A 22,499-nucleotide genomic window follows, 5' to 3' on the forward strand; every position below is an offset into this window, starting at 1 on the left:
TGTGTGGTCCGGCGGTGTGCTGTTCGGGCATACCGTACCCGGCACGCCTCAAGGGACCCGTTCGTCACCGGCACCTGATATACGACCGGTATTGGCGCGAGCCGGGTCACTTCTTGCCGAGTACCGCCTCCATGACGTGCTTGGCGATGGGCGCGGCCAGCCTGCCGCCCGCGACGTCGTCGCGCAGCGTGTCGGAGCCCTCGATGACGACGGCGACGGCGACCGGGATGCCCTTGCCGGTCTTGGCGTAGGAGATGAACCAGGCGTACGGATTGTCCTTGTTGTCCTCGCCGTGCTGCGCGGTACCCGTCTTGCCGCCGACCGTGACGCCGTCGATCTGGGCCTTGGTGCCGGTGCCCTCCTTGACGACCGTCTCCATGATCGACTGGATCTTCTGGGCGTTCTCCGGCTTCAGCGGCTGGCTCATCGTCTCGGGGGTGTGCTGCTGGATGACGTTGAGGTTCGGCGCGACGAGCTTCTCGACCATGTACGGCTTCATCAGCTTGCCGCCGTTGGCGATGGCGGCGGTGACCATGGCCATCTGCAGCGGGGTGACGCGGTTGGACGCCTGGCCGATGCCGTCCATCGCGTTCTGCGGACGGTTGTCGGTGGGGTAGACGCTCTCGGCGGCGCGGACCGGCGTGTCGACCTTGGCGTTGTTGAAGCCGAACTTCTCCGCCTGCTCCTTCATCTTCTTGTTGCCCAGGTCGTCACTCATCTTGCCGAAGACGGTGTTGCAGGAGACCCGCAGCGCCTCACGCATGGTGGCGTTCTCGCAGGGCAGGTTGCCCTCGTTGGGGAGGTCGTGGGTGGACAGCGGCAGCCGCCAGGGCAGCGGCGACCGGGTCTTCTCGTCCACGCTGTTGTACAGGCCGTTCTCCAGCGCGGCGGCGGCGGTGACGACCTTGAAGGTGGAGCCGGGCGGGTAGGTCTGGCGCAGCGCCCGGTTCAGCGTCGGGTCGTCGGGGTTGTTCTTCTTCTGCAGCTTGTTGAACGCCTCGCCGTCCTTGCTGGACATGCCGGCGAAGCTGGAGGGGTCGTACGAGGGGGTGCTGGCCAGCGCCAGGATCGCGCCGGTTTCCGGGTTGATCGCGGCGACGGCGCCCTTCTTGTCGCCCAGCCCCTCGAAGGCGGCCTTCTGCGCCTTGGCGTCCAGAGTGGTGACGACGTCGCCGCCCTTTTGCTTCTCACCGGTGAACATGTCGACCGTACGGCTGAAGAACAGCGAGTCGTCGGTGCCGGTCAGAATGCCGTCGTAGAGCTTTTCGAGCTGGTTGGCGTCGAACGCCTGCGAGGCGAAGCCGGTGACCGGCGCCCACATGGGACCGTTCTTGTACGTGCGCTTGTACTTGAAGTCGCCGATGTCGGTGGTCGTGGACCCCGTGACGGCCTGGCCGTCGACGATGATGTTGCCGCGCGGCTTGCTGTAGCGCTCGATGGCGACCCGGCGGTTGTGCTTGTCGTTCTTCAGCTCATCGGCCTGTACGAACTGGACCCAGTTGACCCGTACGAGCAGGGCCAGGATGAGCAGGCCGCAGAAGATGGCGACCCTGCGCAGGGGCTTGTTCACGGTCGGACCACCTGGGTCATCTCGGCGTCGGTGGACGGGGCGGGCGCGGGGCGGGACGGCGTGCGGTGTCGCTGATGCGCAGCAGGACGGCGACCAGGGCCCAGTTGGCGATGACGGAGGAACCGCCCTGTGCCAGGAAGGGCATGGTCATGCCGGTGAGCGGGATCAGGCCGGTGACACCGCCGGCCACGACGAAGACCTGGAGGGAGAAGGCGCCGGACAGGCCGACGGCCAGGAGCTTGCCGAAGGGGTCGCGGGCCGCCAGGGCCGTACGGATGCCGCGCTCGATGAGCAGCCCGTACAGCAGCAGGATGGCCATCACGCCCGCCAGGCCGGCTTCCTCGCCGACGGTGGCCAGGATGTAGTCGCTCTTGGGCGCGATGCCGCCGATCAGGCGGGAGAAGCCCTGGCCGAGACCGGAGCCCAGGATGCCGCCGGAGCCGAAGGAGTACATCGCCTGGGCGGTCTCGGTGACACCGCCGTTGGAGGCCAGCTCCAGCGGGTTGAGCCAGTTGTGGACACGGGTTTGCACGTGCGAGGCGAAGGTGGCCACCGCGACCGCGCCGCCGGCGCTGAGCAGCAGGCCGAAGACGATCCAGCTCGTACGCTCGGTGGCGACGTACAGCATGATCACGAACAGGCCGAAGAAGAGCAGCGAGGTGCCCAGGTCGGTCTCGAAGATCAGGATCATCAGGCTCAGTGCCCAGATGACCAGGATGGGCCCCAGGTCACGGCCACGCGGCAGGTACAGACCCATGAAGCGGCGGCTGGCCAGGGCCAGCGCGTCGCGCTTGACCATCAGGTACCCGGCGAAGAAGATCGCAATGATGATCTTCGCGAACTCGCCGGGCTGCAGTGAACCGACCCCGGGAATGGTGATCCAGATGCGGGCACCGAACTTGGCCGGGAAGAACACCGGCGCGATCAGCAGTACCAGTGCCACGGCCATGGACATGTAGGTGTAGCGCTGGAGGACCCGGTGGTCCTTCAGGAAGATCAGTACGCCGAGGAAGAGAGCCACGCCGAGGATCGACCACATGAGCTGGCCGGGGGCCATGGCGCCGCCGAGGGCCTTGGTGGTGATCTGCGGCTCCTGGTCGAGGCGCCAGATGAAGACCAGTCCGAGGCCGTTGAGCAGGGTGGCGATGGGCAGCATCAGCGGGTCGGCGTACGGCGCCCATTTGCGTACGACGAGGTGGGCGACGCCCGCCATCAGCGTCAGCCCCACGGCGTAGCCGAGCACGCCGGCGGGGACCTCGCCCGCCTTGGCCAGGCCCACGTTGACGTACGCGAACACCGAAATCAGCACCGCGAACAGGAGCATGGCCAGCTCGGTGTTGCGACGGCTCGGGGCTCCGATGGTGCCGATGGTGGTCGTGTTGGTGATGCTGCTCATGAGATCTCCGGCCCCCTACGCCCTCACTGCTGGGTGCTGCAATTTTTTTCCAGCTTCTGCTGCTCCTCGGAAGGGGGCTGGCTGGTGGTGGGAGTCGGCTTCGGTGTGACCAGGGCGGTACGGGTGCCGAGCTGGCCGGGGACCCCGGGCTTGGCGGAGCCGCCGGGGCCGGTGCTGGTGCCGGACTGACCGGACTGACCGGACTGACCGGGCTTGGCCGTACCGGGCTTGCCGGGCGTTCCCGGCTTCTGCCCGGTGGTGCCGCCGGCCTGGCCCTCCTTCTTCTCGCGCTCCGCGTCCCGCTGGGCGCTCTCGCGCTGTTCCTTGGCCTGGCAGGCGCTCGCCTGCTTGCTCAGCTCGGTGACCTTCTCGACGGCCTGGCTGCGGCTGTCGACGGCGATGGTCTCCTTGACCTGGTTGCGCTGGTAGACCGGCAGGTACTTGAGTTCGATCTCGGGGTGGTCCTCGTCGACCTTGTTCAGCTTGATCCACGCGAGATCCTGGCTGATGCCCTGGTAGAGCGCGACGTGGTTGTCCTTGGCGCCGACGAAGTACTGACTCTGCGTCCAGCGGTAACCCGCGTAGAGCCCGCCGCCCACGGCGGCCAGCGCCAGCACCATGACCAGCGACCGCTTGATCCACTTACCGCGCCGGGCGGGCTTGAGGTACTCCTCGTCGGTGAACGCGCCGAAAGCCCCCTGTGGCGGCCCCCCGATCTCCTGGTCACCGCTGCCCGGCGGCCCGAAGGCACCTTCCGGGGAGGCGGCCGAGGCGTCCCGGCCACGGCCCAGTTCGGCGGCGCGGGCGGCCGGGGTCTGCAGGGTGCTGGGGTCGTTGAGCTGATGCTGGTTCTCCGCGACCGCTCCGACGACCACGGGCGTGTCGCTGAGCCGCCCTGTGAGGGTGTCGTTGCCGTCGACGTCCAGCACGTCGGCGACGATGCAGGTGATGTTGTCCGGGCCGCCGCCGCGCAGCGCGAGCTGGATGAGGTCCTGGACGGTCTCCAGCGGGCCCTGGTAGTGGGCCAGGGTCTCTTCCAGCGTCTGGTGGCTGACGACGCCCGACAGGCCGTCCGAGCAGATCAGATAGCGGTCCCCGGCGCGCACCTCCCTGATGGACAGGTCGGGCTCGACGTGGTCACCGCTGCCCAGCGCGCGCATCAGCAGCGAACGCTGCGGGTGGGTGGTGGCCTCTTCCTCGGTGATGCGGCCCTCGTCGACCAGGCGCTGCACCCAGGTGTGGTCCTGCGTGATCTGGGTGAGCACGCCGTCGCGCAGCAGGTAGGCGCGGGAGTCACCGACGTGGACCAGCCCCAGCCGCTGGCCGGTCCACAGCAGCGCGGTCAGGGTGGTGCCCATGCCCTCAAGCTGCGGGTCCTCCTCGACCATGACGCGGAGCTGGTCGTTGGCGCGCTGTACGGCCGTACCCAGGGAGGTGAGGATGTCGGAGCCGGGAACGTCGTCGTCGAGCTGGACGAGGGTGGAGATCACCTCGGAGGAGGCGACCTCGCCGGCGGCCTGGCCGCCCATGCCGTCGGCGATCGCGAGCAGCCGGGGGCCGGCGTAACCGGAGTCCTCGTTCCCTTCCCGGATCATGCCTTTGTGGGATCCGGCGGCGAAACGCAGTGACAGACTCATGCGCACCTCGCCCGTCGGCTCGGGGTACAGCCGGTCTCGTCGAGCCACACTGCCCACCCTCCGGTCGGGAGCACGCTCGGGTCCGTCGAGTGGACCGCCGCGGCTCGCTCGCTCCGCTCGCTCATTTTCGTACTACTTCCGCAGCTCGATGACGGTCTTGCCGATGCGGATCGGGGCTCCCAGCGGAATCGGTGTCGGGGTCGTCAGTCGGGTCCGGTCCAGGTACGTGCCGTTGGTGGACCCGAGATCCTCGACGATCCACTGGCCGTCACGGTCCGGGTAAATCCTGGCATGCCGGCTGGAGGCGTAGTCGTCGTCCAGCACGATCGTGGAGTCGTGGGCACGCCCGAGGGTGATGGTCTGGCCCTGGAGAGCGACGGTGGTGCCCGTCAGTGTGCCTTCGGAGACCACCAGTTTGGTGGGTGCGCCGCGGCGCTGACGGCTGTTGCCGCGACCGCCGTCCTGGCGGCGCTGCTGCGGCGGCGAGGCGGGTGCCTGGCGCTGCGTACGCGGTTCCTGCCCGCCCCGTCGGGCGGCGCCGCGCTGGGTGACGCGCGTACCGAACAGGTCGCTGCGGATGACCTGTACGGCCACGATGACGAACAGCCACAGTACGGCGAGGAAACCCAACCGCATGACCGTGAGGGTCAGCTCTGACATTGCCCCCGCTTCACCCTTCGGCTTGCCGGTAAACGATGGTGGTACTGCCCACGACGATCCGCGAGCCGTCGCGGAGCGTAGCGCGGGTGGTGTGCTGCCCGTCTACCACGATGCCGTTGGTAGAGCCCAGATCCTGGATCGTCGAGGGCGTTCCGACCCGGATCTCGCAGTGACGCCGGGAGACTCCCGGGTCATCGATCCGTACGTCCGCGTCGGTGCTGCGGCCCAGCACGAGGGTGGGGCGGGAGATCTGGTGCCGGTTCCCGTTGATCTCGATCCAGCGCCTGGTCTGCGCGCCGCGGTCGGCCGCTCCCCGTGCCTGGTGCCAGCTCTCGACCGCCGAGCCCGGCTGCGGGCCCGCGCCGGGGAGCGCCGCACGCGGCATGGCCGCCCCGGGAGGCGGGGAGGTGGGCATCGGCGGCGGGCTGACGTGACCGGCGCCCGGAGGCACGCTGCGCGGCCCGGAGGCGGCGCGCTGGGCGGCTGCCGCCTGGCCGGGGTGGTCCTGGGAGGTGCTGGCGGCCAGGGTGCGGCTGCGGACGCGGTACAGGCCGGTGTCGAGGTCGTCGGCCTTCTCCAGGTGCACCTTGATCGGGCCCATGAAGGTGTAGCGCTGCTGCTTGGCGTAGTCGCGGACCATGCCGGAGAGCTCGTCTCCGAGCTGCCCGCTGTACGGGCTGAGCCGCTCGTAGTCGGGGGTGCTCAGTTCGACGATGAAGTCGTTGGGGACGACCGTACGGTCGCGGTTCCAGATGGTGGCGTTGTTGTCGCACTCGCGCTGGAGCGCGCCGGCGATCTCAACGGGCTGCACCTCGGACTTGAACACCTTGGCGAAGGTGCCGTTGACGAGACCTTCGAGACGCTGCTCGAAGCGCTTCAGTACTCCCACGGGGCACCTCCTTCCTCAGTCTTCGTCAGGCCGGTCTTCGTCAGGGTCGTCCAGATACTGCTTACTGATCGTATCCACGCGTCGGGAAATCGGGTGGTTCCCCTTTCACGCCTTGAGGACGAGTGTCGCCCCTCACAAGGTTGCTCACTGTTGTCGCGGCTGTTGTTCGGGTCCGTCGCGGCGACCGCGCCACAGCGATGGTGCCCGGTGCGTGCCGCCGCGTCACTGCGATCGTAGATGTGCGCCACTCACAGTGTCCCGCAACCGCCGCGCCAGGCGTCCGGGTGGGGGGTTTCCTGTGGACGGAGCCGGCGGTGGGCGGGGAAGTCCGGGGGGAGTCCGGGGAGAAACGTGAAGGGGAGCGGGAAACCAGGGGGGCGTGGGGCGTGCGGGGTCCGAGTGGAAGGGGTGGGTGAGGGAGATCTGAGCCGGTCCGCGGGGGCTGTGGATACGGGAGCCGCGAGGAGGGGTGGGACGGAGGCTGCGAGACGGCCCGGGAAGGCGGCCCGGGACCGGGGCTCGCGGTGGACGTGCGGCAGATGCGCGGCAGATGCGCGGGCCCGGGTGGTGGGAGAGGGGAGAAGCGGAAGCTCGTGGGCCTCGGGAGGGCTTCCGCGGGCCGTGGAGGACCACCTTGAGGGAAGGCGGTCGAAGACACCCTCGTCAGCGTGCTAATCTTCTGGATGTCGGCAGGCGCTCGCACAAGACCCGGACAGACCAGTCCGGAAGGCGTGAGAGAATCGAACGACACACCCAATGCGCGGGTGGCGGAATAGGCAGACGCGCTGGATTCAGGTTCCAGTGCCCGAAAGGGCGTGGGGGTTCAACTCCCCCCTCGCGCACAGATGAGACCCCCGGTCCGGAGACATCCGGCCGGGGGTTTTCTCGTTGTCGGCTTGTCGCCTTGTCGTCAGCTTGCCGACGGGTTGTCGTCGGGCTTTCGGCAAGTGAGTCGTACGTCACATCGGGTGTGAGGGTGAGGACGGCGGGCCGGTAGGGGCGGCGTCGGCGAGGGCCGTGCTGAAGGCGCGCGTACGGGCCGTTTCGTACTCCCGGTGCCAGACCAGGCCGAGCGCGGAGTCCGGCAGGCCGGAAACCGGTACGAAGGCGAGGTCACGGCGCCCGTGGAAGTCCGCCGTGGGGTGGCACAGCAGCATCGCGCCGCGGCCGGCGGCGGCCAGGGTCAGCCCCTCTTGGAGGGTGCGGACGCGGGGGCCGGGCGGGATGGGCCGGCCACTGGGGGTGGCCTCGGGGGCCTGGGCCAGCCGCCAGTACTCGGGGGCTGGGCCCTCCACGGAGATCAGCGGGCCTTCGGCGAGGTCCTCGGCGTGCAGGGCGGTGCGGGCGGCGAAGGGGTGGCGCACGGAGACCGCGAGGGTCTGCCGCTGCCGGGAGAAGACCGGCCCCAGGACGAGCCCCGGCTCCCGTACGGGCAGCAGGACGACGGCCGTGTCGACCTCGGCGCGGCGCAGTGCGCCGAAGGGGTCGTGCAACGGGATCTCGATCAGTTCGGTGACGCACCCGGGATGGCGGGCCTGGAAGGTCTCGACGGCCCGTATGACGTCGTCCGCCGCGCTGCCCTGGAAGCCCACGCGCAGTCGGCCCTCGATGCCCCGGGCGGCGGCGACCGTGGCCTCCACGGTGGCGCTCAGGGCGTCATAGGCGGGGCGCAGGGAGGTACGGAAGTCCTCTCCCAGAGGCGTCAGGCGTACGCGGCGGCTGGTGCGCTCGACGAGACGGGCGCCGACGCGGCGTTCCAGGGCACTGATGAGCTGGCTGACGCGGCTCTGGGAGATGAGCAGGCGGGCGCCGGTGCGGCCGAAGTGGAGCTCTTCGGAGAGGGCGAGGAAGCACTCCAGTTCGCGGATCTCCAGGCCGCTGCTCATGGGCTCGACTCCTTGTGGGCCGGGGGTGTGGGAGGTGGACCGGGGGTGTGGGAGGTGTGGGCTGCTGTGGGACGGCGTTGAGGGGCGCGTGGATCTATGAGCCCCGCTCATAGAAGGGTGAGGGCTTCGGCGTTGTTCCCGTACGGGCGCGGGCGTTGGCTGGTGACATGGCAGAGCTTGACGGCGTAACGACAGGTGTGGGTGGTGTGCGGCGCGAGGGCGTGGGCGAGCGCGTGGGCACAGGTGCAGGCACAAGTGCGGGTTCGATTGCAGGGGTAGGAGCAGGAGCAGGAGCAGGAGTTGAGGCAGGGGCAGGCGTAGACGTTGATGGGAGCACGGCAGAGGCGGACGCGTCCCAGGTGACAGTAGGGGTGGCTGTTTCGAACGGTGCGGCTTCGGCCGCGTCGGCCGGGTGCGCTGATACGTCGGATTCTTCGGATTCATCGGGTCCATCGGATTCGTCGCGGGGCCGACGTACGGGGTGGAGCGCCGTGGTGGCGGTGGCGGCAGCGACGTTCACGGTGGTGACGTCCGAAATGCTGCCGGTCGGTCTGCTGACCCCTATGAGAGACGCACTGGGGGTCACGGACGGGATGGCAGGGATGACTCTCACGGTCACCGGCCTGGTCGCGGCGCTGGCGGCGCCTGCCCTGACGCTCGCGGTCGGACGGCTGGACCGCCGGCTGGTGCTGTGCGGGCTGATGACGCTGCTCGCGGTGGCGAACACGGTGGCCGCCGCCGCGCCGGACTTCCCCGTGATGCTGGTGGCACGGGTGCTGGTCGGTCTGAGCATGGGGGGTGTCTGGGCGCTGGGGTCGGGGCTGGCGGTGCGGCTGGTGCCCCAGAGGTCTGTGGGGTCGGCGACAGCGCTGGTCTTCAGCGGTGTCGCGGTCGCGTCGGTGCTCGGGGTGCCTGCGGGCACCCTGATGGGTGAACTGGGCGGCTGGCGTTCGGCATTCGTGGCGGTGGGCGTGCTCGCCGGCGCGGTGGCGGCCGGGCTGTCCCTGTTGCTGCCGCCGCTGCCCGCCGAGACCCCGGTGCGCCTGTCCGGGGTGCTGGCGCTGCTGCGCGACGTACGGGTACGGACCGGGCTGGTCGTGGTGGCGCTGTTGGTCACCGGGCACTTCGCGGCTTACACGTACGTGCGACCCGTCCTGGAGACGCTGACGGGGGCCGGTGCGGAACTGATCAGCACCCTGCTGCTGGTCTACGGGCTGGCCGGGATCGCCGGGAACTTCATGGGGGGAGCCGGGGCCGTGCGGTCGCCGCGCGGTGCGCTCCTGGTGATCAGCGGGGTGTTGGCGGGGACGGTGCTGCTGGTGCCGGTTCTGGGGGTGGGCGTACCTGGTGCTGTGGCACTGCTCGTGATCTGGGGACTGGCCTATGGAGGTGTGTCGGTCAGTACGCAGTCGTGGTTGACGGCGGCGGCACCGGGGGCGCGTGAGACGGCGTCGGCGTTGTTCGTCGCGGTGTTCAACGCGGCGATCTCGGCGGGCGCGCTGGCCGGCGGGAGGGCCGCGGACGGCTGGGGAGCCGTGGGAGTGATGTGGCTCGGGGGCGCGCTGGCCCTGGGGGCGCTGCTGGCGGTGTCCGTGGGGAAGGCGCCGGCGACCGAGCGGTGCGAATGAGGGAGGCGTGGCCGCGTGCGCCTTGCCCTGTGATCTTTGCCTGCGACCTTGTGACCTGTGATCTGTGCCCGGTGCCGTGTACCCCGTGCCGCTTGCCGCGTGGCCGTGAGCGGGGGCGCGGGCAGGGGCGGTCGGGTAGGCCGTAAGGCATAGCGGGAGGCACGACTTTCGTCGCGGGTGAGAACGACGAATGGCGGATGTGACGCTGTGTGAACTTTCTCTACGCTGATCGCATGAACGTGACGGGGAATGTTGTGGGGAATCTTCGGACTGCGTGGCGTGATGGCGACTGGCCACGCCGGCGTGAGGGAGGGGACGTACGGGCGTGGACGGTGACTGTCCCTGCTGGAGTGAGGGGTTGGCCAACGCCGACGCGGGTGAACGGCCTCATATGCGCCGGGCGGCGATGAGCCAGGCGACGATGAGCCGTACGTCGGCCGGGTTCTGGCCAAGCTGAGCTGCGAGAACCGGGCACAGGCGGCACTGTCGGCACGGCACGCCGGGCTGGGCACGTAGGGGCGCGGGGTGGCGTCCCCGGGCGGTACGTGACGTACTGCCCGGGGTCGGTGGCCGGTCCGCGCTCGCCGGAGCCCGGGGCGGGGCCCGATGGCGGGGGTGGTGCCCTGCCCACACCGCCCGATGTGTCAGGTGCGTCAGGTGTGGAAGGGCCGTCAGGCGGCGAAACGCTCGGCGAGTGCCTTGGCCCTGGTCACGGCCTCCTGGAGGGCCTTGTCGCGCGAAGCCTCGTACAGCGGGATCAGGTCCTTCATCGCCGGGTTGACCGGGGCCATGGTCAGTTCGGGGACGATGAACTCGACCTCGAGGCCCATCATGTCGGCCAGGACGGCCTTCAGGTAGTTCTGGACGAAGTCGGAGTTCTCGCGCGGGGTGCCCGGGGCGTACGAACCGCCGCGGCTGGTGACGATGGTGACGGGCGTGCCCTTGGCGGACTGCTGGTCACCGGCCGTACGCCCCATGATGATCACCTGGTCGAGCCACGTCTTGAGGGTGGAGGGGATCGAGAAGTTGTACATGGGGGCGGCGATCAGCACCGCGTCCGCGTTCTCCAGCTCCTCGACGAGCTGAGTGCGCAGGGCGAAGGCGGACTGCTGCTCGGCGGTGTGGGTGGCGGGGTCGCTGAAGGCGGCGGTGTGGGCGGCGGCGTCGATGTGGGGCAGCGGGTCGACGGCCAGGTCACGGTAGATGACGGTTCCGTCGGGGTGCTGCTCCTCCCATGCCTTGCGGAAGGCGGCGGTCACCGAACGGGAGGCGGAGCCGCCCGCGGGAAAGACGGAGGAGTCGATGTGCAGGAGCGTAGCCATGACAGGCGGTCCCTTCGAGTGCGGCCGGTTGCGGCCTGCGACTGACAAACCGTGCGTACCTATTACTAGCACAGTAGCTTACTTTTCCGCAGTACCCAACGGAAAAGTAGTACGCTGGGGGAATGGCGGACCACAGTGAACAGTCGTGCAGGCGGGCCGATGCCGGTGTGGCCCGCGTCTTCGAGGTGTTCGGGAAGCGATGGACCGGCCTGATCGTGGCGACCCTGCTGCCCGGACCCGTGCACTTCGCGGAGCTGCGGAGGGCGGTCGAGGGGATCAGTGAACGCATGCTGTCGGACCGCCTTACCGAACTGTCCGCGACCGGCCTGGTCGTGCGGGAAGTGGATGCCGGGCCTCCGCTGCGGGTGACCTATCGGCTCACCGAGGCGGGGCAGGCGCTGGAGCCGGCCCTCGCCGAGCTGGGCAAATGGGCGGAGCGGTATCTGTCGGACGGTGGGACGTGCCCGGAGCGATTCCGTAAGTGACGCGGCGCCGCGTCGAGGTGGGGGCCTGGGCCGGTGGGTGAGGCGGGCGCCCCGGAAGCGCTCGTGCCGTAGGTGCTTACCGGGAAGGGGTCGAAGCGCTTCGGCCGCAAGGGGGCCGCAACGCTCCGGCCGGCACTGTAAGAGGTCCGGAAGGGATCGCGGCGGACCGGTTCATTCGAGCTGCTCCTGTGCGGCGTTGTAGCGCAGCAGGTATGACGCGAAGCGGTCCAGGTCGGCTTCGTCCCAGTCGGCCAGCCGCTCCCGGAACGCCTGGCGGCGGCTGGCGGTGACGGCGGCCAGCACCTGCGCGCCCTTGGCGGTGGGGTGCAGTACCTGTACGCGGTGGTCCTCCGGGTCGACGCGGCGCTCGACGAAACCGAGCTTCTCCAGGGCCGAGATCTGCCGGCTGACCGTGGACTTGTCCAGGAGGTAGTGCGCCGCGAGGTCGGTCGCGCGGCATCCTCGCTGGTCATCGAGGTGCGCGAGCAGCGTGTAGGAGACGAGCGAGAGCTCGGGATGCATACGCGCCGCTATGGCGCGGGCGCGCCGGGCGAATGCCGTCATCTCCTGCTGGATGGTCTCCACGGACTCTTCTCTGCGGCTTCGGTGGCTCACGGGTTGCCTTTCCTGTAACTAGTTGTATAGTACAACGTGTGGTGAGAGTTGTATAAGCCAACTACTGGTGACTTCTCTCCCCGGCCCCTTCTTCCTCGTCCCCTCATTCCACGACACCTCCCTGTGAGCGACTAGCTTGAGAAGGTCTGCCCCATGAGTTCGGACCGACGTACCGGTCACCAGCACCGCCCCGACAACTCCGCCGCGCTGCGCCACGTCCTGACACACCTGATCACGCCACTGCTGATGTGCGTCGGCATGGGACTGGCGTATCTGGGAGCTTTCGCGAACCCCTCGCCGCACCACTTGCCCGTCGCGGTCGTCGGCTCGGGGCCCGGCGCGCAGGTGCTGGCCCAGTCGATCAACGACAAGGCCGGGGACGCCCTGGTGGTCCGTACGGTCGGCAGCCGGGCGGAGGCCGTCGACCAGCTCAAGCACCAGGACATCTTCGGCGCGTACGTGATCAACGCCAAGGGGGACGGGGCCGCCGGGGGCGAGGGTTCCAGTGGTACGCCGAAGGGCGCGCCGACGGCGAAAACCGCCAAGCCGACCGGGAAGCCGAGCACGTCGACGGCGAAGTCCGGTGCAGCGGCCACGAAAACCGGTACATCGGCTGCGAAGTCCGGTGCGGCGGCTGGGGGGTCGCCCGAATTGATCGTCGCGTCGGCCGGATCCGACACGACCGTCTCCGTCGTACAGAAGATCTTCACGCCGCTCGCGGCACACCAGGGCGCGCCGCTGAAGGTCACCGACGTGGTGCCGACGGCCGAGGACGACCCGACCGGCCAGGGCATCTTCTTCCTGCTGGTCGCGCTCAGCATCGGCTCGTACGCCTCGGTCGCGGTGATCGGCGGTGCCGGAGGCGCTCTGCCCATCAGGATGCGGGCGATGCTCGCGGTCGGCACGTCCTTCGTGGTCAGCATCATCGGCACGCTCTTCGCCGGCCCGGTCTTCCATCTCGTCGATCACGGCCTGTGGGGTCTGTGGGGCATGGCCTGGCTGTACTCGGCGGGCATTCTCCTGATCGGAACCGGACTGCACACCTTCCTCAAGCGCTGGACGACGCTGGGCGTGATGGTGCTGTTCGTGATGCTGAACTTCACGACCGCCGGTGGGGTCTTCCGGCCCGAGATGCAGAACGGGTTCTTCTCCGCGCTGCACTCCTTCTGGAACGGCGCGGGCTTCGTGGAGGGCACCCGCAGCCATGTCTACTTCGACGGCAACGGCCTGGCCGGCCATGTCTGGACGCTGGTGCTGTGGCTGGTCGTGGGCCTGGTGATGATCGGTGTCGCGGCGCTGGCCGAGTCCCGGCGGCGACGGGCGGAGGCGACCACGGCGGCCAACGCCCAGGCGGTCGCGGCGGCGGCCGTGGCGGCAACGGTTCCGATGCCGCAGCGGGACGGACAAGGCGCTCCTGAGGCGCGGAACGCGCACGGCGCGCGGGGCGCGGGCGCGCAGGCACGGCAGGACGAGACCGAAGAGGAGATGGAAGAGGCCGTAGGAGTCTGAGCGGCGGGCCTCCCCGGGCCCCGCAGCTCCCTCCAGCGCTCTATCGGCTCTTCCTCCACCCCCTCCGGGGCTTGTCGGCCGGTAACAGCAAAACTCCTGCTCGCAAGCCCCTTCCCGAAGTTATCCACAGGCCCTGCCGGACGGCGGGGCCTGTCTGTACCGTCGTGGTCGGAAGAGGACATCACGCAGGGTGCAGGGCGAGGGCGAAGGGGGAGGTGGCGCGCGATGACGCGGTTGCCGTACGTGCCGGGGTTCGCGAAGGGACGCACGCCGGGTGCCAGCGCGGGACCGGGGCCGGCCACGGAGCCGGGGCCCAAGGCGGCGGGAAAGGCCCTGCGCTCCAAGGTCCCCCGCTCCGCGCACAGCGAGCTGATCATCGGGGCGGGCCGGCCGGACGCCGCCTCGGTCGTCGAGGAATCCAACGCCGGCCGGCTTGCGGAGCTGACTCCTATACGGGTGGGGCGGATGGCCGCCAGCCCCTTCGCGTTCCTTCGCGGTACGGCCGGCCTGATGGCGTACGACTTGATGTCCGGGCCCGTGACCGGCATCGGCGCGCAGATATGCGGGGACGCCCACGCCGGCAACTTCGGTCTCTACGGCGACGCCCGCGGCCGTCTGGTGATGGACCTGAACGACTTCGACGAGACGCTGTACGGACCCTGGGAGTGGGACCTCAAGCGGCTGGTGACGTCGTTGGTCCTGGCAGGACGTGAAGCGGGGGCCGGCGAGGACGCCTGCCGGGACGCCGCTCGGGACGCGGCGGGAGCGTACCGGCGCACGATGAGGCTGCTGGCGGCGATGCCGGCCGCGGACGCCTGGAACGCGATCGCCGACGAGGAACTGGTCTCGCACGCCGACGCCCGTGACCTGCTGGGCACGCTGAAACGGGTCTCGGCCAAGGCCCGGAAGAACACCAGCGCACGCTTCGCGGCGAAATCTACGGAAGACGAGCCGGGAGGCGGCAGGCGGTTCGTGGACGCGCCGCCGGTCCTGCGCCGGATACCGGACGAAGAGGCCGCGGCGGTCGCCTCTTCACTCGCCGGCTACTTGGAGACGCTCCCCGAGGACAAGCTGCCGCTGCTGGCCAGATACGCGGTGCAGGACGTGGCGTTCCGGGTGGTGGGCACGGGCAGCGTGGGGTTGCGCTCGTACGTGGTGCTGCTGCTGGACCACCGGGGGGAGCCCCTGGTCCTCCAGGTGAAGGAGGTACGTACCTCGGCGCTGGCTCCGTACGTGGAGAAGGCGGGCTTTCCGGTGCCGGCCGTGGCGCATGAGGGGCGCCGTGTGGTGCTCGGACAGCGGCAGATGCAGGTCGTCAGTGATCCCTTGCTGGGGTGGACGACGGTGCCGGACCAGCCGATACCGGGCGTCTGGGAGAGGCCCGCAAGGACGAAGGACTCAAGAAAGGGCGAGGGCAGGGGAGCAAGCGAAGCGGAAGAAACCGCGAACACCACGGAAGCCACCGGCCCAACGGGAAGGAAGGCAGAAACAGGCGCCGGAACAACCGTCCAGGCAGCATTGACGCGGATGACGAGGCACCCCGGCTCTCACGGATACCAGGACTATCAGGGTTATCAGGCTCAGGGCCGAAGCCGTGTCCATGGCCGGGAAGGCGTGCCGTTCCAGGTGCGTCAGTTCAGGAACCGCAAAGGCAGCGTGGATCCGGCGGCACTGTCCCCGGACCAGATCGACGACTACGCACGGATGACGGGCGCACTGTTGGCGCGGGCCCATGCCCACAGTGCCGATCCGCGCCTGGTGGCCGGTTACTGCGGCAAGAACGAGGAGCTGGACGAGGCGCTGGCCGCCTTCGCGGTGGCGTACGCGGACCTGACGGAATCGGACCACGAGGACCTGATCGCGGCGATAGGCAGCGGACGCATAGCCGCCGAACCCGACGTGTGAGCACACCACCCGATCGGTGCGCCGCGCCGCGATGAACCCCCGTACCCTCCGGGCCGCGAGGGCGTTACCTCCGGGGCCGGGGTGCCGGGGTGCCGGGGCCGGGGTGCCGGGGTGCCGGGGTGCCGGGGTGCCGGGGTGCCGGGGTGCCGGGGTGCCGGGGTGCCGGGGTGCCGGGGTGCCGGGGTGCCGGGGCCGGGGTGCCGGGGTGCCGGGGTGCCGGGGTGCCGGGGTGCCGGGTGCCGGGGTGCCGGGGTGCCGGGTGCCGGGGTGGTCGTGGGTGGGTGGTGGTGGGTGGTGGTGGAGGAGGGGTGGGGTGGGGGGAGGGGGGAGGCCCCCCGGAGGGGCGGGGGGGGAGGTTGAGGGGTGTGGGGGCGTTCGGTGGGCGGGAGTGTGTGGGGTTGGGGTGAGGTTGGGTGGGGGCTTGGTGTGGGCCGTAGGGTGGCCGGGTGACGAACTCGCGGGCGTGGAATGTGCAGGACGGCCAGGGTGCGGCGGAGGGCCGGCACGCACCGGACAGTCACGAGGTGTCGGTGGGTTCCGGCTTCGGTGCGTCGGATGATCGCAATGGGGCGGTGGGTTCCGGCTCTGGTGCGTCGGATGATCGCAATGGGGCGGTGGGGGACGGCGGGTCCTGGGGCCACGATGGTGCTGTTGCAGGGCTTGGGGCGGTAGAGGGGCAGGATGTTTTGGCGGGCCCCGGTTCGGTGGACGGTCACGGGGATTCGGAGGGGGCCGGCGCGGGGGCGGGTCAGGGGGAGCAGGCTGCGGCTACTGAGCGGTTGGCCCGGGCGGTGCGGGCTGCTGAGCAGGCGCTGATCGAGTTCGAGATCGCGGTGGAGACGTTCCGGGTGGAGGTGGAGAACTTTTCCCGGCTCCACCATCAGCGGCTCGGGCCCATGTACGCGCGGCTGGACGAGTTGGACGCGCAGATCGCGGAGGCGATCGCGGCCCGCAGCGGCGACCCGGAGGATCTGCGCAGGGCCCAGGAGGCGCGGGCGGCGGTGTTGCCGATGCCGGACGTGGAGGAGCTCTTCCACGGCTGGATGGGGTCGGACGGGCTGTTCCCGGAGGCCGAGGCGATGCTCACGGAGCGGCCCGTACAGCCACCGCAGAAGGTACGTCCCAGTGAGGAGGCCCGCCGGGCCTATCGCGACCTGGTGCGTAAGGCCCACCCCGACCTGGCGCGGGACGAGGCCGAGCGGGAGCGCCGGGACGCTTTCATCGTGCGGGTCAACGCGGCGTACGCGTCCGGGGACGAGGCGGCGCTGCGGGAGCTGGCGCGCGAGTGGGAAGCCGGACCGGCTCCGGCGCAGCAGCGGCTGAGCGAGAGCGAGGAGCTCTACGCGCGGCTGGAGTGGCTGGCCGAGCGCAAGGAGCTGCTGGCTGCGGTGGCCGCCGAGCTGGAGGGAAGTGCGATCGGCGCGATGATCAAGATGGCGCCGCAGGACCCGGATGTCCTGCTGGAGGAGATCGCCGAGAAGCTGCTCGCCGAGGTCGCCGAACGCGAGGCGTATCTCGCCGGCCTGGTCGGGTAGCGTCGGGTCCATGCATTTTGGTTCTCTGCCCACGGTCGGTGTCGACGCTCTCACCTCCGAGGACTTCCTCCTGGACGTCCGTGAGGACGACGAGTGGGAGGCGGGACACGCCGAGGGGGCGTTGCACATTCCGATGAGTGAATTCGTCGCCCGCTTCGGCGAGTTCACCGAACAGGCACCTGAGGACGGCAAGGTGTATGTGCTGTGCCGCGTCGGTGGCCGCTCTGCTCAGGTCACGCAGTATTTGCTCCAGCAGGGCATTGCCGCGGTGAACGTCGAGGGCGGTATGCAGGCGTGGGAGGCCGCGGGCCGCCCGGTGACGGACGGCAAGGGCGGCATCGGCACAGTCGTCTAGCGGGCGGCCGGCTTTCGTACGGGTCTTCGGTAGCTCGGGACGCGGGCGTACGGGCCGTTCGGCGCGTCGGGCCGGGCGGTCGCGCGGTCGATCCGGTCGGTTGCGTAATCGGGCCGGCCGGCCGCGTGGGCAGGTCGGCCGGCCGGGGTTTGGGCCAGTCAGTCCAGGGCGTGGGAGGCGGCGAGCAGGTCGCCCAGGGCTTCCTCATGGGCCGCTGCCGGTCCCAGGGACAGTTCCAGTTGCTTGGCCCAGGCGTGGTAGCGGTGCAGCGCGTAGTCGGTGTCGGCGCCGAAGCCGCCGTGCAGGTGCTGCGCGGTCTGTACGACGCGGCGTACTCCCTCGGAGGCCCAGATCTTGGCCACGGCCACGTCCGCGGCGCGGGGCAGCAGGCCGCCCTCCCCTCCTCTGTCGGTGTTTCCGGGTACGTCGGTGTCCGGGGCGGTGCCCAGGCGCCAGGCGGCCTGCCAGAGGGTGGCTTCCATGGCGCGCAGGTCGATGTAGCGGTCCGCGGCCTGCATGGCGACGGCTTGGAAGGTGGCTATCGGGTGGCCGAACTGCTCTCGTTTGCCGGTGTATTGGCTGGTCATGGTGAGTACGGCCTGGCCGAGGCCGAGCGCGAGGGCACAGGTCCCGGTGGCCAGGAGGTCGCGTAGCCACTCCCACGCGGCGGGGTGGGTGACCACGTGGCGGGCCGGGAGGCGTACGGAGTCGAGGTGGAGTTCGGCGCAGCGTTCGCCGCTGGTGAAGACCTGGTCCAGCAGGGTGACGCCGTCGTGGGGGCGGGGCACCAGGGCCAGTACGGAGGGGCCGTCGTCGGTGCGGGCGGGTACGAGGACGTGATTGGCGGTGGGCGCCCAGGGAACGGCGGTCTGTACGCCGTCCAGCACCCAGCCGCCCTCTTCCTGCCGGGCACTGACGGACAGTTCGGCCGGGTCGTGGCCGGTACGGCCGTTGGAGGCGGCCGTGACCACGAGTTCGCCCCGGCCGATCTGCGGCAGCACCTCGGCCTTCAGCTCGGTACCGGCGTACTTCTGGAGGGTGAGGGCCGCGGCGCTGGTCTCCAGGAGTGGTACGCGGGCCAAAACCTTGGCCGCTTCGCGCAGGACGAGACAGAGCGCGATCGGGTCGAGTCCGGCGCCGCCGTGTTCGGGAGCCGTCAGCAGGCTCAGCAGGTCGGCGGCGGCGAGCTTGCGCCACAAGGGGCGGTCGAAGTCGTCCGCGACGGCGCCAGCGGTCAGCGCCGGGCTGGGCACGCTGTCGGGGGAGACGCCTGAGAAGACGGCCTTGGCCGCCTCGGCGGCGGCCTGCTGCTCCTCGGTGAAGGTGAAGTCCACTGGTCTGTCCTCCCACGCGCCGTGCCGGGCATGACGAGGCGCCAAGGTAGAACATGTTCCAGAATTTGGGAATGGGCTCGGCGAAGGACTCAGCGGTCGAAGTCCAGTTCCACCCGCTCGGTGAGCGGATGTGACTGACACGCCAGCACATATCCCGCCTCGACCTCTTCCGCCTCCAGCGCGAAGTTGCGGTCCATGCGTATCTCGCCCGAGACCAGGAAGGCCCGGCAGGTGCCGCAGACGCCGCCCTTGCAGGCGTACGGGGCGTCCGAGCGGTGGCGCAGCACCGTCTCCAGCAGCGCCTCACCGTCCCGCACCGCCCAGTCACCCGACCGGCCGTCCAGGGTCGCGGTGACCGTGCTGCGTACGGGTGGGATCGCGGCCGTGCCGGATGCCGGCACCGAGCCCGAGTCCGAGGCCGTGCCCGAAGCCGTGGCCGCCGCGTCGGAGGAGGGCGGGGGTGAGATCGCGGTCGGCGGGGTGGCCGTGCCGGCGTTCACCGGGCCGGCGTTCACCGTGTCGGCGTCCACGTGGAATATCTCCTCGTGGACACGGTTGCGGGGCACCTGGAGGGCGCGCAGGGCACGCTCGGCGCTCTGTATGAGCCCGTAGGGCCCGCACAGGAACCAGCCGTCCACGTCACCGACGGGCAGCAGTGCGGGCAGCAGGTCCCGCAGCCGCCCCTCGTCCAGGCGCCCGGAGGGCAGCCCGGCCTGCTGTTCCTCGCGGGAGAGGGTGTGCAGGAGCTGGAACCGGTCGGGGTGGCGGTCTTTGAGGTCGGCCACCTCTTCCAGGAACATCGTGGAGGCCGCCGTACGGTCGCTGCGGATCAGGCAGAACCGGGCGTCCGGCTGCCGGTCCAGGAGCGTGGTGGCGATGGACAGGACGGGTGTGATCCCGCTGCCGCCGACGATTCCGACGAAGTGACCGGGGCGCGGGTCCAGGACGAACCGTCCGGCGGGCGCCATGACCTCGACCGTGTCGCCGACGGCCAGTTCTTTGAGCGCGTACGTGGAGAACGCGCCACCGTCGACCAGCCGGATCCCCACCCGCAGGACGGGCTCGGCGGTGGCGGGGGCGCAGATCGAGTACGTACGGCGGATCTCCTGGCCGTCCACGACGCGGCGCACCGCGATGTGCTGGCCCGGGGTGTGGCGGAAGGTCTCGCGCAGCTCGGGCGGCACGTCGAAGGTGACGGCCACCGCGTCGTCCGTGAGTGGTTCGATCGCCGCGACCTGGAGCGGGTGGAACATCACACCTCCTTGAAGTGGTCGAACGGTTCGCGGCAGGACTCGCAGCGGCGCAGGGCCTTGCAGGCGGTGGAGGAGAAGCGGCTGAGCAGGGCGGTGTCGGTCGAGCCGCAGTGCGGGCAGCGGATCGCGAGGTCGACCGGTATGGGCCCGCCGCCCCTGGTGGCGGTGCCCCGCGGGCCGGCGGCGGCCGGGGCCGGGGCGCCGTCCACGGACGGGGAACCCGCGGTGGGCAGGACCGGGCGTGGCGGGGCGATGCCGAACTCCGCCAGTTTGCGCCGTCCTTCGGCGCTGATGGCGTCCGTCGTCCATGCGGGGCTCAGTACCCTGCGGACTTCTACCTCGGGGATGCCGTGGTCGTGCAGGACGCGCTCTATGTCCGCCGACATCGCTTCCACGGCGGGGCAGCCGGTGTAGGTGGGGGTCAGCTCGACCTCGACGCGCCCGGGGGCGGTGACCCGTACGCCGCGCACCACGCCCAGTTCGGCGAGGGTGACCACCGGCAGTTCCGGGTCGGGTACGGAGCCGGCCAGCTCCAGCAGTTCCGCTTCCAGGGCGGTGGTGGTCACCATGTCGCTCCCGGGTGGCTGCGGTGCAGATGCTGCATCTCGGCGAGCATCCGGCCGAAGGGCTCGGTGTGCAGCCCTTGGCGGCCGGCGCCGGCGGTCCAGGCGCCGCGCTGCGGGCCCTGGGGCACGGTGAGGGTGGCGCGGTCCAGTACGGAGCCGATGCGCGCGGTCCATGCTTCGCGCAGCGGGGCCGGGTCTACCTGCGTGCCCTCTATGGGCGCGAAGAGTTCGCCGGTGTAGCGCCACAGGGCGTCCAGGCCGCGCTGCATGCGGGTACGGCTCTCTTCGGTGCCGTCGCCCAGGCGCAGGGTCCACTGTTCGGCGTGGTCGCGGTGGTAGGCGACCTCCTTGACCGCCTTGGCCGCCAGGGGGGCCAGCGGTCCATCGCCCTGGGCCAGTTGTTCGTACATCAGCTCCTGGTAGGTGGAGAAGTAGAGCTGGCGGGCGATGGTGTGGGCGAAGTCGCCGTTGGGCTGCTCGACGAGCTGGACGTTGCGGAAGGCGCGTTCCTCGCGAAGATAGGCCAGTTCGTCCTCGTCGCCCACGAGGGAGAGCAGTACCCGGGCCTGGCCGAGGAGGTCCAGTGCGATGTTGGCGAGCGCCACCTCTTCCTCCAGGACGGGCGCGTGTCCCGCCCACTCCCCCAGGCGGTGGGAGAGCACCAGGGCGTCATCGCCCAGGGACAGGGCCGCGACGAAGGCGGGCGTCTCGGTCTTCACAGGTGCTGCACCCCTCGGGGATGTCGTAGAAGGTCGGGTGGCGGTAGGGCTTGTCGGCGGCCGGTTCGAAGAAGGCGTCTTTTTCGTCCGGTGAGGAGGCGGAGATCTGGGCGGAGGGCACCACCCAGATCGAGACGCCTTCCGAGCGGCGGGTGTACAGGTCGCGGGCGTTGCGCAGCGCCATCTCGGCGTCCGGGGCGTGGAGGCTTCCGGCGTGGGTGTGCGACAGTCCGCGCCTGCTGCGCACGAACACCTCCCACAGCGGCCAGTCGGCGGAACTCATCGCTTGTCCTCCCCGTGCTTGGCCGCGTAGGCGGCTGCCGCTTCGCGTACCCAGGCGCCGTTCTCGTGTGCGGTACGGCGCTGGGTGATCCGTTGTCCGTTGCAGGGGCCGTTGCCCTTGAGGACGTCGCGGAATTCGTCCCAGTCGATGGGGCCGAAGTTCCAGTGCTCCCGCTCCGGGTCCCAGGCCAGGTCCGGGTCGGGGAGGGTCAGGCCCAGCGCCTCGGCCTGGGGGACGCAGATGTCCACGAAGCGCTGGCGCAGTTCGTCGTTGGAGTGCCGTTTGATCTTCCAGGCCATGGACTGCGCGGAGTGCGCCGATTCGTCGTCCGGCGGGCCGAACATCATCAGCGAGGGCCACCACCACCGGTCGACCGCGTCCTGTGCCATGGCGTGCTGGGCCGGTGTTCCCTGGCTGAGGGCCAGCAGGAGTTCATACCCCTGCCGCTGGTGGAAGGACTCCTCCTTGCACACGCGGACCATGGCGCGGGCGTACGGCCCGTAGGAGCAGCGGCACAGAGGGACTTGGTTGGTGATCGCGGCGCCGTCCACGAGCCATCCGATGGCGCCGACGTCGGCCCAGGTCAGCGTCGGGTAGTTGAAGATCGAGGAGTACTTCTGGCGGCCGGAGTGCAGCTTGTCGAGCAGCTCTTCGCGGCTGACGCCGAGCGTTTCGGCGGCGCTGTAGAGATACAGGCCGTGGCCGGCCTCGTCCTGGACCTTCGCCATCAGGATCGCCTTGCGGCGCAGGGACGGCGCCCTGGTGATCCAGTTGGCCTCCGGCTGCATCCCGATGATCTCGGAGTGGGCGTGCTGCGCGATCTGCCGCACCAGTGAGGAGCGGTAGCCCTCCGGCATCCAGTCGCGTGGCTCGATGCGCTCGTCCGCGGCCACGGCGGCTTCGAAGACGGCCGCAAGGGCCTCCTCGTCCGGCGCGATCGTCGTCATGTGCT

19 protein-coding genes, 1 tRNA gene and 2 pseudogenes are annotated in these 22,499 nt (G+C 70.1%); 8 read left to right on the forward strand and 14 right to left on the reverse strand.

Annotated features, from left to right (window positions below):
- Nucleotides 1-106: 106 nt before the first annotated feature.
- The 5 genes and pseudogenes from KGS77_RS17205 to KGS77_RS17225 form a co-directional block, all read right to left on the reverse strand.
- Nucleotides 107-1,570, reverse strand: coding sequence for a penicillin-binding transpeptidase domain-containing protein (locus KGS77_RS17205; RefSeq protein WP_242582602.1), 1,464 nt, complete (start codon nucleotides 1,568-1,570; stop codon nucleotides 107-109).
- Nucleotides 1,567-2,966 (reverse strand): annotated as a pseudogene (locus KGS77_RS17210) (FtsW/RodA/SpoVE family cell cycle protein). Before KGS77_RS17210 ends, KGS77_RS17205 begins: the two are co-directional and overlap by 4 nt.
- Nucleotides 2,967-2,989: 23 nt before the next feature.
- Nucleotides 2,990-4,603, reverse strand: a complete 1,614-nt coding sequence (locus KGS77_RS17215) for a PP2C family serine/threonine-protein phosphatase (RefSeq protein ID WP_242587517.1) — start codon at nucleotides 4,601-4,603, stop codon at nucleotides 2,990-2,992.
- 132 nt (nucleotides 4,604-4,735) lie between these two features.
- Nucleotides 4,736-5,263 (reverse strand): FHA domain-containing protein, encoded by a 528-nt coding sequence (locus KGS77_RS17220; RefSeq protein ID WP_242582603.1) that lies wholly within the window; start codon nucleotides 5,261-5,263, stop codon nucleotides 4,736-4,738.
- 10 nt (nucleotides 5,264-5,273) lie between these two features.
- Nucleotides 5,274-6,152: a DUF3662 and FHA domain-containing protein gene (locus tag KGS77_RS17225; protein WP_242582605.1), complete on the reverse strand. Its 879-nt coding sequence runs from the start codon at nucleotides 6,150-6,152 to the stop codon at nucleotides 5,274-5,276.
- Nucleotides 6,153-6,910: 758 nt separating this feature from the next.
- On the opposite strand from KGS77_RS17225, the gene KGS77_RS17230 reads away from it, so the two are divergent.
- Nucleotides 6,911-6,994 (forward strand) — tRNA-Leu (locus KGS77_RS17230).
- Nucleotides 6,995-7,111: 117 nt separating this feature from the next.
- Here KGS77_RS17230 and KGS77_RS17235 read toward each other — a convergent pair.
- A complete protein-coding gene (locus tag KGS77_RS17235; RefSeq protein WP_242582608.1) occupies nucleotides 7,112-8,038 on the reverse strand; it encodes a LysR family transcriptional regulator in 927 nt (308 codons plus the stop codon).
- Between the two features lie 491 nt (nucleotides 8,039-8,529).
- Here KGS77_RS17235 and KGS77_RS17240 point away from each other — a divergent pair, with 491 nt between their 5' ends.
- Both KGS77_RS17240 and KGS77_RS17245 read left to right on the forward strand, forming a co-directional pair.
- On the forward strand, nucleotides 8,530-9,666 hold the full coding sequence (locus KGS77_RS17240) for an MFS transporter (protein WP_242582611.1): 1,137 nt from the start codon (nucleotides 8,530-8,532) through the stop codon (nucleotides 9,664-9,666).
- Between the two features lie 347 nt (nucleotides 9,667-10,013).
- Nucleotides 10,014-10,182: pseudogene (locus tag KGS77_RS17245) on the forward strand (DNA-binding response regulator); the annotation flags it as partial.
- Between the two features lie 155 nt (nucleotides 10,183-10,337).
- On the opposite strand, the gene KGS77_RS17250 reads toward KGS77_RS17245, so the two are convergent.
- On the reverse strand, nucleotides 10,338-10,988 hold the full coding sequence (locus KGS77_RS17250; RefSeq protein ID WP_242582621.1) for an NAD(P)H-dependent oxidoreductase: 651 nt from the start codon (nucleotides 10,986-10,988) through the stop codon (nucleotides 10,338-10,340).
- Between the two features lie 122 nt (nucleotides 10,989-11,110).
- On the opposite strand from KGS77_RS17250, the gene KGS77_RS17255 reads away from it, so the two are divergent.
- Nucleotides 11,111-11,473, forward strand: a complete 363-nt coding sequence (locus KGS77_RS17255) for a helix-turn-helix domain-containing protein (RefSeq protein WP_242582624.1) — start codon at nucleotides 11,111-11,113, stop codon at nucleotides 11,471-11,473.
- Between the two features lie 171 nt (nucleotides 11,474-11,644).
- On the opposite strand, the gene KGS77_RS17260 is transcribed toward KGS77_RS17255, so the two are convergent.
- Nucleotides 11,645-12,037: a MarR family winged helix-turn-helix transcriptional regulator gene (locus tag KGS77_RS17260; protein WP_242587518.1), complete on the reverse strand. Its 393-nt coding sequence runs from the start codon at nucleotides 12,035-12,037 to the stop codon at nucleotides 11,645-11,647.
- A 204-nt stretch (nucleotides 12,038-12,241) separates the two neighbouring features.
- Between KGS77_RS17260 and KGS77_RS17265 the strand changes: the two genes are divergently transcribed.
- The 4 genes from KGS77_RS17265 (at nucleotide 12,242) to KGS77_RS17280 (ending at nucleotide 17,392) form a co-directional block, all read left to right on the forward strand.
- Entirely contained in the window at nucleotides 12,242-13,597 is a 1,356-nt protein-coding gene (locus tag KGS77_RS17265) for an ABC transporter permease (RefSeq protein ID WP_242582627.1), read from the forward strand.
- A 225-nt stretch (nucleotides 13,598-13,822) separates the two neighbouring features.
- Complete coding sequence (locus KGS77_RS17270) at nucleotides 13,823-15,502, forward strand: DUF2252 domain-containing protein (RefSeq protein WP_242582630.1); 1,680 nt, start codon at nucleotides 13,823-13,825, stop codon at nucleotides 15,500-15,502.
- 704 nt (nucleotides 15,503-16,206) lie between these two features.
- The gene (locus KGS77_RS17275; protein WP_242582633.1) at nucleotides 16,207-17,037 is read left to right on the forward strand and encodes a J domain-containing protein; all 831 of its coding nucleotides are present in this window, start codon (nucleotides 16,207-16,209) and stop codon (nucleotides 17,035-17,037) included.
- A 10-nt stretch (nucleotides 17,038-17,047) separates the two neighbouring features.
- On the forward strand, nucleotides 17,048-17,392 hold the full coding sequence (locus tag KGS77_RS17280; protein WP_242582635.1) for a rhodanese-like domain-containing protein: 345 nt from the start codon (nucleotides 17,048-17,050) through the stop codon (nucleotides 17,390-17,392).
- A 158-nt stretch (nucleotides 17,393-17,550) separates the two neighbouring features.
- On the opposite strand, the gene KGS77_RS17285 is transcribed toward KGS77_RS17280, so the two are convergent.
- The 6 genes from KGS77_RS17285 to paaA form a co-directional block, all read right to left on the reverse strand.
- A complete protein-coding gene (locus KGS77_RS17285) occupies nucleotides 17,551-18,726 on the reverse strand; it encodes an acyl-CoA dehydrogenase family protein (protein ID WP_242582638.1) in 1,176 nt (391 codons plus the stop codon).
- An 89-nt stretch (nucleotides 18,727-18,815) separates the two neighbouring features.
- On the reverse strand, nucleotides 18,816-19,979 hold the full coding sequence (locus tag KGS77_RS17290) for a 2Fe-2S iron-sulfur cluster-binding protein (RefSeq protein ID WP_242582641.1): 1,164 nt from the start codon (nucleotides 19,977-19,979) through the stop codon (nucleotides 18,816-18,818).
- Nucleotides 19,979-20,548 (reverse strand): 1,2-phenylacetyl-CoA epoxidase subunit PaaD, encoded by a 570-nt coding sequence (paaD, locus tag KGS77_RS17295; RefSeq protein WP_242582643.1) that lies wholly within the window; start codon nucleotides 20,546-20,548, stop codon nucleotides 19,979-19,981. The genes KGS77_RS17290 and paaD overlap by 1 nt, the downstream gene beginning before the upstream one ends.
- Nucleotides 20,542-21,264: a 1,2-phenylacetyl-CoA epoxidase subunit PaaC gene (paaC, locus tag KGS77_RS17300; protein ID WP_242582644.1), complete on the reverse strand. Its 723-nt coding sequence runs from the start codon at nucleotides 21,262-21,264 to the stop codon at nucleotides 20,542-20,544. Before paaC ends, paaD begins: the two co-directional genes overlap by 7 nt.
- A complete protein-coding gene (gene paaB / locus KGS77_RS17305; protein WP_242582648.1) occupies nucleotides 21,215-21,547 on the reverse strand; it encodes a 1,2-phenylacetyl-CoA epoxidase subunit PaaB in 333 nt (110 codons plus the stop codon). Before paaB ends, paaC begins: the two co-directional genes overlap by 50 nt.
- Nucleotides 21,544-22,494, reverse strand: coding sequence for a 1,2-phenylacetyl-CoA epoxidase subunit PaaA (gene paaA, locus KGS77_RS17310; RefSeq protein WP_242582651.1), 951 nt, complete (start codon nucleotides 22,492-22,494; stop codon nucleotides 21,544-21,546). The genes paaB and paaA overlap by 4 nt, the downstream gene beginning before the upstream one ends.
- Between the last annotated feature and the right edge of the window lie 5 nt (nucleotides 22,495-22,499).

Source organism: Streptomyces sp. MST-110588 (assembly GCF_022695595.1).
GTDB lineage: Bacteria > Actinomycetota > Actinomycetes > Streptomycetales > Streptomycetaceae > Streptomyces.